Annotated in this window: 14 protein-coding genes; 9 read left to right on the top strand and 5 right to left on the bottom strand. The window is 51.0% G+C overall.

All coding sequences use genetic code 11. The features are described from left to right. The 9 genes from DXV75_RS01050 to DXV75_RS01010 all read left to right on the top strand — a co-directional run bounded on the left by DXV75_RS01050 (nt 1) and on the right by DXV75_RS01010 (nt 7,058). Entirely contained in the window at nt 1–513 is a 513-nt protein-coding gene (locus DXV75_RS01050; RefSeq protein WP_115591374.1) for a retropepsin-like aspartic protease family protein, read from the top strand. Between the two features lie 19 nt (nt 514–532). After that, on the top strand, nt 533–1,390 hold the full coding sequence (nadC, locus tag DXV75_RS01045) for a carboxylating nicotinate-nucleotide diphosphorylase (RefSeq protein WP_115591373.1): 858 nt from the start codon (nt 533–535) through the stop codon (nt 1,388–1,390). 242 nt (nt 1,391–1,632) lie between these two features. Further along, nucleotides 1,633–2,076: a pilin gene (locus DXV75_RS01040; protein ID WP_115591372.1), complete on the top strand. Its 444-nt coding sequence runs from the start codon at nt 1,633–1,635 to the stop codon at nt 2,074–2,076. A gap of 93 nt (nt 2,077–2,169) precedes the next feature. Continuing rightward, a complete protein-coding gene (locus tag DXV75_RS01035; RefSeq protein ID WP_115591371.1) occupies nt 2,170–3,381 on the top strand; it encodes a type II secretion system F family protein in 1,212 nt (403 codons plus the stop codon). A gap of 96 nt (nt 3,382–3,477) precedes the next feature. Then, nucleotides 3,478–4,356 carry a prepilin peptidase gene (locus DXV75_RS01030; protein ID WP_115591370.1) on the top strand — a complete coding sequence of 293 codons (879 nt, stop codon included), beginning with the start codon at nt 3,478–3,480 and terminating at the stop codon, nt 4,354–4,356. After that, nucleotides 4,353–4,976 (top strand): dephospho-CoA kinase, encoded by a 624-nt coding sequence (gene coaE / locus DXV75_RS01025; RefSeq protein ID WP_220272492.1) that lies wholly within the window; start codon nt 4,353–4,355, stop codon nt 4,974–4,976. The genes DXV75_RS01030 and coaE overlap by 4 nt, the downstream gene beginning before the upstream one ends. A 164-nt stretch (nt 4,977–5,140) precedes the next feature. Continuing rightward, nucleotides 5,141–5,893, top strand: a complete 753-nt coding sequence (zapD, locus tag DXV75_RS01020; protein WP_115591369.1) for a cell division protein ZapD — start codon at nt 5,141–5,143, stop codon at nt 5,891–5,893. Between the two features lie 62 nt (nt 5,894–5,955). Then, complete coding sequence (yacG, locus tag DXV75_RS01015) at nt 5,956–6,180, top strand: DNA gyrase inhibitor YacG (RefSeq protein WP_115591368.1); 225 nt, start codon at nt 5,956–5,958, stop codon at nt 6,178–6,180. A gap of 11 nt (nt 6,181–6,191) precedes the next feature. Next, nucleotides 6,192–7,058: an aspartoacylase gene (locus tag DXV75_RS01010; protein WP_115591367.1), complete on the top strand. Its 867-nt coding sequence runs from the start codon at nt 6,192–6,194 to the stop codon at nt 7,056–7,058. Between the two features lie 348 nt (nt 7,059–7,406). Here DXV75_RS01010 and mutT read toward each other — a convergent pair whose 3' ends face one another. The 5 genes from mutT to ftsZ form a co-directional block, all read right to left on the bottom strand. Beyond that, nucleotides 7,407–7,796 (bottom strand): 8-oxo-dGTP diphosphatase MutT, encoded by a 390-nt coding sequence (mutT, locus tag DXV75_RS01005; RefSeq protein WP_115591366.1) that lies wholly within the window; start codon nt 7,794–7,796, stop codon nt 7,407–7,409. A 2-nt stretch (nt 7,797–7,798) separates the two neighbouring features. Then, nucleotides 7,799–10,507: a preprotein translocase subunit SecA gene (gene secA / locus DXV75_RS01000; RefSeq protein WP_115591365.1), complete on the bottom strand. Its 2,709-nt coding sequence runs from the start codon at nt 10,505–10,507 to the stop codon at nt 7,799–7,801. Nucleotides 10,508–10,674: 167 nt separating this feature from the next. Further along, entirely contained in the window at nt 10,675–11,553 is an 879-nt protein-coding gene (locus DXV75_RS00995) for a M23 family metallopeptidase (protein WP_115591364.1), read from the bottom strand. Nucleotides 11,554–11,811: 258 nt separating this feature from the next. Further along, a complete protein-coding gene (lpxC, locus tag DXV75_RS00990) occupies nt 11,812–12,723 on the bottom strand; it encodes a UDP-3-O-acyl-N-acetylglucosamine deacetylase (RefSeq protein WP_115591363.1) in 912 nt (303 codons plus the stop codon). 152 nt (nt 12,724–12,875) lie between these two features. Beyond that, nucleotides 12,876–14,042: a cell division protein FtsZ gene (gene ftsZ, locus DXV75_RS00985; RefSeq protein WP_115591362.1), complete on the bottom strand. Its 1,167-nt coding sequence runs from the start codon at nt 14,040–14,042 to the stop codon at nt 12,876–12,878. Nucleotides 14,043–14,131 lie beyond the last annotated feature (89 nt).

Below are 14,131 nucleotides of genomic sequence, written 5' to 3'. Positions count from 1 at the left end.
ATGAGCAGTGGTGGTGACACCAGCGTTAGCAAATGGATGGTGATCCTCGCCTGGATCAGTGGCTTGGGCCTGCTGACCTATGTGTTTAGCGGAATGCTTGAGAAGCGGTATAACCCCAACGATCAGCCGGCCTCTCAATATTATAACGGCCAGACCGAAGTCACTTTGAAACAGAACCGCGCCGGGCACTATGTTACTAGTGGTACCATCAATGGCCAGAAAGTGGTGTTTCTCATCGATACCGGAGCAACCGACGTGGCTATACCCGCCCATCTGCAACAGCGGCTGGGTTTAGAGGCCGGTTACAGCAGCCTGGTGCAAACTGCCAACGGCACTGTGCGAGTCTCCAGCACGCAAATCGAACGGTTGAGTATCGGTGAAATTGAAGTGCGTAATGTTAAGGCAAACCTGAATCCGGGCATGGATGGCGACTATATTCTGCTGGGCATGAGTGTATTGCGCCAATTGGAGTTTACTCAGAGAGGAGATTCGTTAATATTGCGTACCCTTTAAAAAGTACGAGTTGATAAGCATGTCACGCCCATCTCAATCAGAAATTGAAGCTCAGGTCACGCTCGCGCTATGCGAAGATCTGGGCGGTAGCCTCAGCCCTGAAAACGATATCACCGCCAATCTTATTCCGGCACAGCAAAATGCCGTTGCAACTATTATCACCCGGGAACCCTGTGTGGTATGTGGAACCGAATGGGCAGATGCGGCCTTCAGACTCATTGACCCCAGCATTGAACTCAGCTGGCATGTTTCTGACGGAGATAAGGTAGAGGCAAACGCTACCCTGGTGACCTTGCAGGGCCCGGCCCGTGGCATACTCACTGCAGAACGCACCGCACTGAACTTTTTACAGACGCTTTCCGCTACGGCCACAGTAACGGCCCACTACGTCGCGAAACTGGCAGGGAGTAACACTGCCATACTTGATACCCGCAAAACTCTCCCGGGGCTGCGCCTTGCGCAGAAGTACGCCGTCAGTTGCGGCGGTGGCACCAATCACCGGGTGGGTTTGTACGACGCCTATCTGATAAAAGAAAACCATATTTTCGCCTGCGGCTCAATTGAAAACGCAGTCAGCCAAGCCCACCTGGATGCGCCGGGCAAGAAAGTCGAAGTAGAAGTGGAAAACCTCGCTGAGTTTGAACAGGCGCTGCAAGCCGGTGCCGACATCATCATGCTGGACAATTTTGATAACGAACAGATCCAACGCGCAGTAGCCCTGAACCAGGGGCAAAGTAAACTGGAAGTGTCTGGCAATATCACCGATGAACATTTGCAATCCCTTGCGGATTTGGGGGTTGACTATGTCTCATCCGGGGCCTTAACCAAGCACGTTACCGCAATAGATTTATCATTGCGGGTGCGCATTGAAGGCTAACTCTGCCAGTACATCAAGACCTAGTAGACACTTACTAAACAAGGACTTGGAATACTGTGGTCGGATTTCTTAAGGTCTGTGGAATCGAAACTTGAGTATGGTTTCCAATACTTGTCAGCAAAGCAAGTGCTCCTATACTGAGTCTCAAGTACCGGGGCCGTTGTTCACAGCGACTCGGGAATTAAACGTCACTTTTGAACTAACAATGTATTTAAACGTGTTAACGTCCCGGAGAGAAGACCATGAAATTAGCTAAAAAATCCAACCAAAAAGGTTTCACCCTGATCGAACTGATGATCGTTGTTGCCATCATCGGTATTCTGGCAGCCATCGCACTGCCTGCGTATCAGAACTATGTTAAGAAAGCCAAGTTCACTGAACTGTTGAACGGCGCAAGTGCAGCTAAAGCAGCGGTTGAAATCTGCTACCAGTCTCTTGACGCACTGGCTGACTGTGACGCGGGCGGCAACGGTGTTCCAGCGGTTATCGCTGCTGCAGCGGGTGTTGCTGGCGTTTCCACTACTGACGGTGTAATCACTGTTTCTGCACCTACTGATGAAACTGCCCTGGCTGGTGAAACTGTTGTATTCACTCCTACTGCAACTGGTAACGGTAACCTGAGCTGGGAAATGACCTGTAACGTTGAACTGTCTAACAGCTGTACTGCGGCCGCTGCTGGCGCGTAAGTCACACTAACCTGACGGTTAAGAAGGGGCTCGGTATTATTCTGAGCCCCTTTTTTGTATCCTAAGCTAACGTATTGAATGTGAAGGCAAAGTATGGCAGCAAATAATCTGGTTACCTTTGAATGGCAGGGTGCAGACCGGGCAGGCGCCACCCGCAAGGGCGAAATCATGGCCAAGAACACCATTGAGGCCAAAAACCTGCTGCGCGCCCAAGGCATTTCTGCCAAAAAAGTGAAAAAGCAATCCACCCCCCTGCTGAAGAAAAAACAAAAAATTACCCCGGCAGACATTGCAGTAACTTCCCGACAGTTGGCCACCATGCTCAGCGCTGGTGTAACGCTTATCCAGTCAATTGAAATGATCGCCCAGGGCCACGCCAATGCCTCGATGCGTAATCTGCTGAATTCCATCGGTAATGAAGTCAAGGCCGGAACCCAATTATCAACAGCACTGCGCAAACACCCCGAATACTTTGACGACCTGTACTGCGACCTTGTCGCTACTGGTGAACAATCCGGTGCCCTTGAAACCATCTACGACCGCATAGCCACCTACAAAGAAAAAGCCGAAGCGCTGAAATCCAAAATCAAAAAGGCCATGTTTTACCCCATTGCCGTTGTGGTTGTGGCCTTCGTAGTAACCGTAATTTTGCTGATTTTCGTGGTACCTCAGTTTGAAGAGATCTTCAGCAGCTTTGGTGCTGAGCTGCCCGCCTTTACCCAACTGGTACTGGCCATTTCTGCTTTCGTGCAGAATTACGGCGTATTTATAGGCCTGGGAATGGCTGGTGCTGGCTACGCTTTCGCCCGGGCGCACAAAAAATCCCAGAAACTGCGTGACAAGGTGGATGTTCAGGTGCTTAAAATTCCGGTGATTGGTGAAATTCTTAAAAAGGCCAGTATTGCCCGTTTTACCCGCACCCTTTCGACCACGTTTGCAGCAGGTGTACCATTGATTGGTGCCCTTGAATCGGCCGCCGGAGCCTCAGGAAATGCCGTGTTCCGCGACGCCATTCTGTTCATTCGTAAAGAAGTAGCAGGTGGTATGCAAATGAACACCGCCATGCGAGCTACCGGTGTGTTCCCGGATATGGTCACCCAAATGATCGCCATCGGTGAAGAGTCCGGTGCGGTGGACGAAATGCTGAGTAAAATCGCGACCATCTATGAAGCGGAAGTTGACGACATGGTTGACGGCCTGACCAGCTTGCTGGAGCCATTGATCATGGCCGTACTCGGTGTGGTAATCGGCGGTTTGATCATTGCCATGTACCTGCCAATCTTCCAGATGGGTAACGTCGTTTAATCTGCCCGTTGCACCATTACTTTTCGTTGAGGTCAGGCTGACATTCTGGCAGTCTGACCTCAGTTCCCGCTGTATTCTGCAAAGTTTAGTATTACCATGACCGCAATAGTTGATTTAGCACTTCAAAGCAGCGCTTTTTATCTAAGCCTGGTGTTTGTTGTCAGCCTGATGGTGGGCAGTTTCCTGAATGTAGTTATTTACCGCCTGCCTATTATGATGGAGCGCAGTTGGCAACAGGAATACCAGGGGTATTTTGACCCCGACACCGAAGTTGGCGAAAATGAAACCTTCAACCTCATCAAACCCGACAGCACCTGCCCGAAATGCCAGCATAAAATCCGTGCCTGGGAAAACATCCCCGTTATCAGTTACCTGTTTTTAAGGGGCCGCTGTTCGGGCTGTGGTACCGCTATCTCTGTGCGCTACCCTCTGGTTGAGCTTTTTACAGCGCTTGCCTGTACCCTGGCCGCCTGGCACTTTGGCCCTACTGCTCAAGGGGTATGTGCGGTATTTATCACCTACATTCTAATAGCCTGTATTTTTATTGATTTGGATAAAATGTTACTGCCTGATCAGTTGACCCTGCCTTTAATGTGGCTGGGCCTGCTGGTAAGTACCCAGGCGCTATTTGTTGGCACGTCAGATGCCATCTGGGGAGCGGCTGTCGGCTACCTGAGCCTGTGGTCAGTGTACTGGTTATTCAAACTGGTCACCGGCAAAGAGGGGATGGGTTATGGGGATTTCAAGCTGCTGGCGGCTCTGGGTGCATTCACCGGCTGGCAAGGCTTACCCATTATTATTATCCTGTCTTCCTGTGTAGGTGCAGTAATCGGCATAACATTGATGATTGTGCAAAAGAAAGATTCAACTCTGGCCATCCCATTTGGCCCCTATCTGGCCATAGCTGGCTGGCTGACTCTGCTGTACAAAGATAATATTATCACCGGTTACATGACCTGGGTGTTCGGCGCATGATGTCTGCCACAGGCCAGCGCCCTTATGTGGTCGGCCTGACCGGTGGCATCGGCAGCGGAAAAACCGCAGTCAGCGACAAATTTGCCGAATTGGGTATTGATATTATTGACGCCGATATCATTGCCCGGCAGGTTGTTGAACCCGGTACTCCCGCGCTAAAGGCCATAACAGAACACTTTGGTGCGGCCGTCATTGATGCAGACGGGCGGCTGGACCGTGCAGCATTGCGGCAACGGATTTTTTCAGACGAGCAGCGTCGCCAATGGTTGAACAAATTACTCCACCCTGCCATTCGCCTGGCCATGCAAGAAGCCATCCATCAATCCCGCTCCCCCTATTGTATTCTCGCTGTACCGCTTCTGATTGAAAACGGGCTGGACGGCATGGTTAATCGAGTGCTGGTTGTTGATTGCCCCGAACACATTCAGCTTGAACGGGCACTTGCCCGAGATGGCAGCACCGAACAAACCATCCGCGGTATTATGGCGTCACAGGCCAGCCGTGAACAACGCCTGGCCAAAGCCGATGACGTCATCGACAACTCCGGCCCACTGTCTGCAATCGCTCCTCAGGTACTGAAACTGCACCAAGCCTATATTGAATTCTCAGCCCGGCTGTAATAGCCGGCTAATTCTGCCTGACACTTGAAATTTCCCCGCTTTTACGTTGTAGTGCGTATGCCAGCAAATCCTTGGGTATAATTACTCATATACACAGGGATATTCCCGGGGTACCCTCCGGGCAAACAGGAGCAGGCAACCACGCCGCACCACAGAGGGAATACATGACCACTACCGTTTTCGAGTTTCCACTAAAGGAAAAAGTACGCAATTATCTGCGTATCGAACAATTGCTGGTGCAGCTCAAAACCGCCAGTGGCAACTCCCAGAGTGCCATCCACATGTACTTTTTTGAGCAATTGTTTACCTTACTGGATTTGTTTGATCGCATCGATGTACGCAGTGATGTACTCAAAGATCTCGACGGTCACGAAAAAAACCTGCGTTACTGGTCGCGCCACCCGAATATCGACAGCAGTGCGCTGGAAGAGGCTCTGAACTCCATACTCGACCTGCGCAAACGGCTCAAAGACAGCAGAAAATTTGGCTCTCTGCTGAAGGACGACAAGCTTCTCAGCAGTATCCGCCAGCGCTTTGCCATCCCCGGCGGCACCTGCGGGTTTGACTTACCCAACCTGCACTATTGGCTTCATCTGCCGGTAACTGAACGGCAGCCCATTATGAAAGGCTGGCTCGACAACCTTTCTGTGCTGGAAGAAGCCATTGCCACCAGCCTTTCGTTTCTGCGCGAACGCGGGCATTTTCATACCACCACCGCGGTAAATGGCTTTTATCAGGATGTGGCCGAAGACAAAAATGAACTGATTCGGATTCGCTATCAGTCCGACCAGGGGTATTACCCTACTTTGAGTGGCAACAAATACCGTTTCGCCCTGCGTTTTATCTGGTTCGAACCTAAGGACAATCAGATCACAGGCGTAGACAACGATGTGACTTTCGACCTCGCAGCCTGCTAAAATCCTGTTTTCAGCGCAACCATGCGCAAGGTTCAGCCGCAACTTTTTAGTGGGGGTCTCCCATGATTGTAAAATGTCCGATTTGTTCAGCGCCTGTGACCTGGTCACAGCAAAGCCCATTTCGCCCCTTCTGCTCCAAGAAATGCCAGCTCATTGACCTGGGTGAATGGGCCAGTGAAGAACGCAGTATTGCAGACAAAAGCCAGAATCAAACGCCGTCTCAGCTGGATATAGAAGAAATTGAAGCCATGTTGAGCGAACAGCCCGACGATTTTTTTAAGCCGTAAGGAAACACCGAATGATCAACTCAATTGCTCTGGTAGGCGCAACACATGGCAATGAATTAAGCGGCATACAGCTGGTAAAAAACTGGCGACAGAGCGGTTTACCGGAACGCTTTCGCCCTCTGAATGTCAATCTTTTGCTCGCAAACCAGGCGGCCATGCAAGCCAACGTTCGCTTTGTTGAACAGGATCTCAATCGCCAGTTTACCCCAGCCAACCTGACCAGTCCCGCCGACAACCTGGAATCGCATCTTGCCATAGGTCTCAATTCGCAGCTCGGGCCAAAAGGCAACGCACACACTGACCTGGTTATTGACGTGCACAATACCACCAGCAGCATGGGGGCGACCCTTATCATTCTGCAACTGGATGAATTTCACATTCAGCTGGCGCGTTTTGTTAAACAGGCCATGCCGGAAGCCAACATTCTGGTGGAAGACGAAAAGCCTTACGAGGAACATGGCTACCTTTGTACGGTTGGCAAGCGCGGCGTGATGATTGAAGTTGGAGCGCAGCCACAGGGTGTGCTGAGGGAAGACGTGTATCAGCTTACCCTAACCATGGCCGAAGCCATTCTGGATTTCTGCGTTTGCAGGAATCAACAATCGGTACCAGCGCTCCCCGCATGTGAAGCGTTTCGGTTGGGAGAGAATATCCATTTTCCATTGGATGATAATGGCGAACGTACCGCCATGATCCATCACCACCTGCAGGATGCTGATTTTGTACCTCTGATGCCCGGCCAGCCGGTTTTTCGTAGCTTTGATGGCAGCGATATCAATTGGTGGGGGGATACTCCAACGTACCCGCATTTTATCAATGAAGCGGCTTATCACAAGTTGCATGTGGCATTTGCTACCGCCGATTTGATTACGCTTTAGTGCCGCTAATATAGCTATTCGCTTCTGAATCTAGAGACGGTCAATCGAAGAAAGTTAAAAGAGGCCCCTTAAAGCGAGATAAAACGCCGGGGCAGGAAAAGCAAAATCGAGGCGAGACAGGACGTCGAGCCAAAGCCATCCAGGCCAGGATGGCCTGTTGGCTTGGTCGATTTTGTCTACCCCGGCGTTTTATGCTTCGAGCGTTTCAGGGGCTGCGGGGAGTCCAGAGGGCGCCGCACTGCGCCCTTTGGTTGCCTGGCCGGCCAGATACGGATAAAAGCGCCTGCATGCAAAGAAATACCTAAATATCAATTTGATGAAATCAAAAAACCGCCTTTTGGCGGTTTTCTACAAAGCATTCTGCAAATGCTGAATGATAGCCCGGTTGGCTTCCGGAAAGTCCGATTCCAGCAATTCCTTCACCGGGCACCAGCGGCTGCGCTGCCCCTCCCGGCCGTACGGCTCACCGACAAACCCGGTCACAGTGTGAATGTCCAGTCTGACCCGCTTATCACCGTAGTCATGCTGAATAACCATAAAGGGCTGGCTGGCCTCAACGGTGATGCCAATCTCTTCGGCCAATTCCCTTGTCAGAGCCTCTTCGACGGTTTCTCCGGCATCAACCTTACCACCTGGGAATTCCCATTTTCCGCCCTGATGAACCTGCTGCGGCCGTAAACATACAAACACGTTCCCGTCTTTGAGGATCACGCCCACAGCGACATGCACTTCCTTCATGCTCAGGTTAACTTACCGTGGCATTGCTTGTATTTTTTCCCTGAACCACAAGGGCATGGGTCGTTTCGGCCAACTTTTGGCCCTTCACGCACAACTGCCCGTGCACTGCCTGCTGACTCTTCAGGGGCGGCTGACGCATCCTGGTGCTCATAGTTTTTAGGCACCTCGTCGGCCTGACGTCGCTGCTGTTCAACTTTTTCCACATCGGACTCGGCTTTCACCTGCACCCGGCTTAGGATCATTACCACTTCACTCTTCAAGGCTTCAAGCATGGCGGAAAAGAGTTCAAACGATTCCCGCTTGTATTCCTGCTTGGGGTTCTTCTGCGCGTAACCACGCAGGTGGATTCCCTGACGCAAATGATCCATCGCTGCCAGATGCTCTTTCCAGTGGCTGTCGAGGTTTTGCAGCATTACAGCCTTTTCAAACTGGCGCAGGACTTCTGGGCCAACCACATCCTCTTTAGCCTTGTATGCCTGTACAATCTCGCCAAGAATTCGCTCCCGAAGCTTTTCTTCGTAAAGCTTGTCGTCATCATCAAGCCATTTCTGAACCGGTAAATCGACAGCGAAATCGGCCTTAAGGCGCTGTTCAAGCCCTGACACATCCCACATTTCTTCCAATGATTGAGGAGGAATGTATTCGTCAACAACCCCGGAAACCACATCTTCACGAATTACCGTGATGGTTTCGCTGATATCACCTTCATCGAGTAATTCATTACGCTGTTCATAAATTACTTTACGCTGATCGTTAGCAACGTCGTCGTATTCCAGCAACTGCTTGCGTACATCAAAATTGCGCCCTTCTACTTTACGCTGAGCGTTTTCAATGGCACGGGTTACCCACGGATGCTCGATGGCCTCGCCACGCTCCATGCCCAGACGCTTCATCATGCCGGCCATTTTTTCCGATGCAAAAATACGCATCAGGGCATCATCCAAAGACAGATAGAAACGGCTTGAGCCCGGGTCACCCTGACGACCGGAACGACCACGCAACTGGTTATCAATCCGGCGGGACTCATGGCGCTCGGTTCCAATGATGTGCAAACCACCGGCTTTCAGAACGGCATCGTGACGCTCCTTCCATGCCGCCTTGATCTTGGCAACCTGCTCTTCTGTTGGATTCTCCAGCGCTTCCAATTCTGCCTGCCAGTTACCACCCAGCACGATGTCGGTTCCGCGCCCTGCCATGTTAGTAGCAATGGTCACGGCCCCGGGTTTTCCTGCCTGGGCAATGATGTCAGCCTCTTGGGCATGGAACTTGGCATTCAGAACTTTATGGTTGATCTTGTTTTTCTTGAGAACCCGGGACAGCAACTCAGAGTTTTCAATCGAAATGGTCCCCACCAGTGTTGGCTGGCCGCGCTCAACACAGGCCTTGATATCTTCAACAATGGCTTCGTACTTTTCCTCTGCAGTGAGGTAAATCAGGTCGGCCATATCATTACGGACCATCGGACGGTTAGTTGGGATAACCACCGTTTCCAGCCCATAAATATGGTTAAATTCGAACGCTTCGGTATCGGCTGTACCCGTCATCCCGGCAAGCTTGTTATAAAGACGGAAATAGTTCTGGAAGGTAATGGATGCCAGGGTCTGGTTTTCATTCTGGATCCGCACTCCTTCTTTGGCTTCCACAGCCTGGTGCAGGCCTTCCGACCAGCGGCGGCCTTCCATTGTGCGGCCGGTGTGCTCGTCAACAATGACAATGGAACCGTCTTTAACGATGTAGTCAACGTCTTTGTGGTAAAGTTTATGCGCCCGCAGCGCCGCGTTAATGTGGTGCAACAGGGAAATGTTACCGGCGGCGAACAGGGATTCCTCTTTGGGCAGAATGCCTTTTTGCTGCAGGATTTCTTCTACGTGGATCTGGCCGTGTTCGGTCAGATGAATCTGCTTGCCTTTTTCGTCCACGGTGAAATCACCGTCACCAGGCGCATCTTCTTCGTCTTCTTTATCCTGCTGAACCAGCTCAGGTATGATCAGGTTGATTTGTCGATACAGCTCTGAATTGTCTTCAGCAGCACCGGAGATGATTAACGGAGTTCGGGCTTCGTCGATAAGGATGGAGTCCACTTCATCCACAACAGCGAAATTAAGTTCCCGTTGCACCCTGTCTTTAGGGCTGAACGCCATATTGTCGCGCAGATAGTCAAATCCGAATTCGTTGTTGGTACCGTATGTAACATCAGCCTGATACGCGGCACGCTTCTGCTCTGGTGGCATACCGGGCACGTTGCAGCCTACGGTCATACCTAAATATTCGAACAGAGCCCGGCTCCAGTCCGCATCACGGCGGGCAAGGTAATCGTTCACCGTCACCACGTGCACACCTTTACCCGATAGAGCATTCAGGTAGGTAGGCAACGTAGCCGTAAGGGTTTTACCTTCACCGGTGCGCATTTCAGAAATTTTGCCTTCGTGCAGTACCTGACCACCCAACATCTGAACGTCGAAGTGACGCATACCGTACACCCGTTTACTGGCTTCACGCACGGTTGCAAAGGCCTCAATCAGCAGCGCCTCCAGGGATTCACCTTTTTCGATGCGAGTACGAAACTCGGCTGTTTTGCCTTTAAGTTCCTCATCCGACAAAGCCTCGAACTGAGATTCCAGTGCGTTAATGGCATCAACAGATTTTTGTAGTTTTTTTAAGAGTCGGTCATTGCGGCTACCGAATACTTTTCTCAGGATGCTTGCAAACATTTGGTTGAGGTTCCACTGCTTTACGAGACACACCACCAGGCGGGGTCTCTTCGTTATAAAAAATAATGCCAGCCTGCAATTTACTTGCGGGCTGGTATCGTAACCTGTTGCGCTAATTAAACCAGTATTAATTAACTTACCTGGTGTCAGATTGGGCTGCTGCCTGTTTATTTGCGATAAACGAATGGCAGAGGATCGATGTGTTGTCCGTTTCTTATTACTTCATAGTGTACGTGGGCACCGGTTGAACGCCCAGTGCTGCCCATACTGGCAATCTGCTGACCCTTGGTCACCACCTCACCAACACGCACTTCAATGGATTGATTATGACCATATCGGGTGATAAGACCATCACCGTGGTCAATTTCTACCAGCTGGCCATAGCCAAATCGCTCTCCCGCCCAGGTAATAATGCCTGCTGCGGTTGCGACGATTTTTTCTCCGGACTTACCTGCGAAGTCCAGACCATGGTGCATTGCAGGTTCACCGGTAAAGGGATCTGCACGCATTCCGTAATAAGAAGACAACCATCCTGATTCAATAGGACGACCAGTTAATTGACTCTGCTGCTGGATATGGTGCCCGCGTACCAGACTTTCAAGCATGGATAATTGCTGGGACTTGATTTCCAGCGACTGTTGCATGGCATTGATTTGCTGTATCAGTGGGTTATCTGCTGCAGAATCAGACATCGATTCATGAACAAAAGCGTCCAGGTCGGCCGCTTCCATTCCCAATTCTGTGGCAATATGATTGCCCTGTTCGTCGAGTTGAAGCAGCTTGGCTTCCAGTTCCGCCAGCCGGGCAACCATCTGACTCAACTGGGCCTGTGTATGGCTTCTGAGTTCGGTGATCCGGGCCTGGTCTTCCGACACTTTTTCCTGCGCCAGTTTTACCCTCGCAAGGTCTTCAGATACGGACTCGGTCGAACGGCTGGAGACCAACATGAACAGCGAAGACAATACCGTAACGCTCACCAGTGTTCGCACACTGATGCTCTGCCGGTATTTTCGCTGTTTACCCGCCAGGGTAATGGTCAGTCTCATAATTCAACTCGAAGAAAAAACGTTGCTCAGTTTACCCTCGATTCCACTGTGGAACAAACCACAAACGATACCAGGGTTTTCATTTGAACAACTATTGTACACACCGGCAAAGTTTGCCGGCAATGGGAAATTCAATGCAACTAAGGAATTATGAGCGTACTTTGCGTTTATAAGGCTTTTAATATGCTTAATGAAAACAAAAAAGCCGCTGATGAGGCGGCTTTTGAGGTACGGTAAGGACTGGGCCTTCAGCTGGGCTCACGCCAGCGCCGGAGAAGCGTACTGAATCGGCGCTTCGTCCTGGGACTCGTAAGTCACGTATTCCCAGCAATCAGCTTGTTCCAACACCGCATTGAGCAGCTTGTTGTTCAGACCATGACCGGTTTTGTAAGCACGCAACTCACCGATAATGCTGTGGCCGCCCAAATACAGGTCGCCTACCGCATCGAGAATTTTATGCTTGAGAAACTCATCTTCATAACGCAGCCCTTCCGGATTCAGAATACGAAACTCGTCAAGCGCAACGGCATTTTCCATACTGCCGCCTAATGCCAGGTTGTTGGCATTCATGTATTCCAAATCGCGCATAAAACCGAAAGTACGGGCGCGGCTAACTTCGTTTACAAACGAACAGCTGTCAAAGTCCATCACCATATGCTGACGGGTCTGGCTGATCACAGGATGGTCAAAATCAATTTTGAAATCGACCCGGAAACCATCGTGAGGTACCAACTCTGCCCACTTGTCGCCGTCTTCAACCCGAACAGGCTTCTTGATTCGAATGAAGCGCTTGGGCGCATTCAGTTCTTCAATACCTGCCGATTGCAGAAGAAAGACAAACGGGCTGGCGCTACCATCCATGATTGGCAATTCATTGCTGTCCACTTCAACGATGATGTTATCGATACCCAGCCCCGCCAAAGCAGATGCCAAATGCTCAACCGTGTGAATGCTCACACCTTCTTCGTTGTTCAAACACGTACACAGCATGGTATTGCCCACTGCATTTGCACGCGCAGGAATGTCCACAAAAGGTTCAAGGTCAATACGCCGAAACACAATTCCTGTGTTCGCAGGCGCAGGCCGGAGAGTCATGGTGACCTTTTCACCTTTGTGCAGCCCAATGCCTGTTTCCTGCACCGGGCGCTTAATGGTACGTTGTCTAATCATGGTTCGAAGCTTCCACCTATTGCTAAAAGCGGCCGCGGATTATAGTGAGTATACGCTCACTTGTCAAAAAAGTGTCATATTCATGACCTGTTTCACCGCAGCTTATTGGGCTTTTGACCTTCAGTTGGAGTCAAAATTCCGATAATTCGCCGTTAGTCAGCCTGCTTGCGCAGGAACGCTGGAATATCGAGATATTCCAAATCAGTGCCTGGCTGTGCGTCATCGTCGACTTTCAGAGCCTGATTACCGTCGGTAGAACCAACGCTGCGGCTTTCCGACACTGAATGACTGCTGCCGAATTCACGGGCAGAGGCCGACAATCGGGCGCCTTCGGTACTGACCAGAGAGATGTCCGGTTTACGCTCCGCACCAATACCGGTAGCAACCACGGTGACCCTCAACTCATCGGTCATTTCCATATCGATAACCGTACCCACCACCACGGTGGCATTCTCGGACGCAAACGCTTTAATGGCGTTACCCACGGTCTCAAACTCGTCGATGGCGAAATCGGGGCCAGCAGTAATGTTAACCAGGATGCCACGCGCGCCGGACAGATCGATGTCTTCCAACAACGGGCTGGCAATTGCCGCTTCTGCTGCCTCTTCCGCACGATCCGCACCAGACGCCGAACCGGAGCCCATCATGGCTTTGCCCATTTCAGACATTACCGTACGCACGTCAGCAAAGTCGACGTTGATAAGGCCCGGGCGGGTAATAAGCTCGGCAATGCCCTGAACGGCACCACGCAATACATCGTTTGCAGCGCTGAAAGCTTTCAGTAATGGAGTACCTGGGCCCATTACCTTAAGCAACTTTTCGTTCGGGATGGTGATCAGAGAATCGACGTGCTTCGACAATTCTTCAATACCCTGCTCAGCAAACGCAGTACGCTTTTTGCCTTCAAACGGGAAAGGTTTGGTGACCACAGCAACGGTAAGAATACCCATCTCACGGGCAATCTTGGCCACTTCAGGCGCGGCACCGGTTCCGGTACCACCACCCATACCGGCTGTGATGAACACCATATCGGCACCGTCCAGCGACTGGCGAATGGTTTCGCGATCTTCCTGGGCTGCCTCACGACCAATATTCGGATCGGCGCCTGCACCCAGACCTTTGGTTACGGTAGAACCAATTTGCAAAGTGACATCGGCACTTGAACTGCGTAATACCTGTGCGTCAGTGTTGACTGCGATGAATTCAACGCCTTCAATGCTTTGAGACACCATGTGCTCAACCGCATTGCCGCCGCCACCTCCAACGCCTATGACTTTAATTACGGCTTCTTCGCCGTGACTATCCATTAACTCAAACATACTTACTCTCCGGATTTGTACGTCTTTCAACACTAAGCCAGGTCACAAACAACCGATTTACTGAATCCATGTTAATCGTCATGCCTAAG

Origin of the sequence: Alteromonas aestuariivivens (assembly GCF_003367475.1) — a bacterium.
In the GTDB taxonomy this organism is placed as follows: Bacteria; Pseudomonadota; Gammaproteobacteria; order Enterobacterales; family Alteromonadaceae; genus Alteromonas; species Alteromonas aestuariivivens.
Note: the sequence above shows the minus strand (reverse complement) of the source record. Positions and strands in the feature narration are given on the sequence as shown.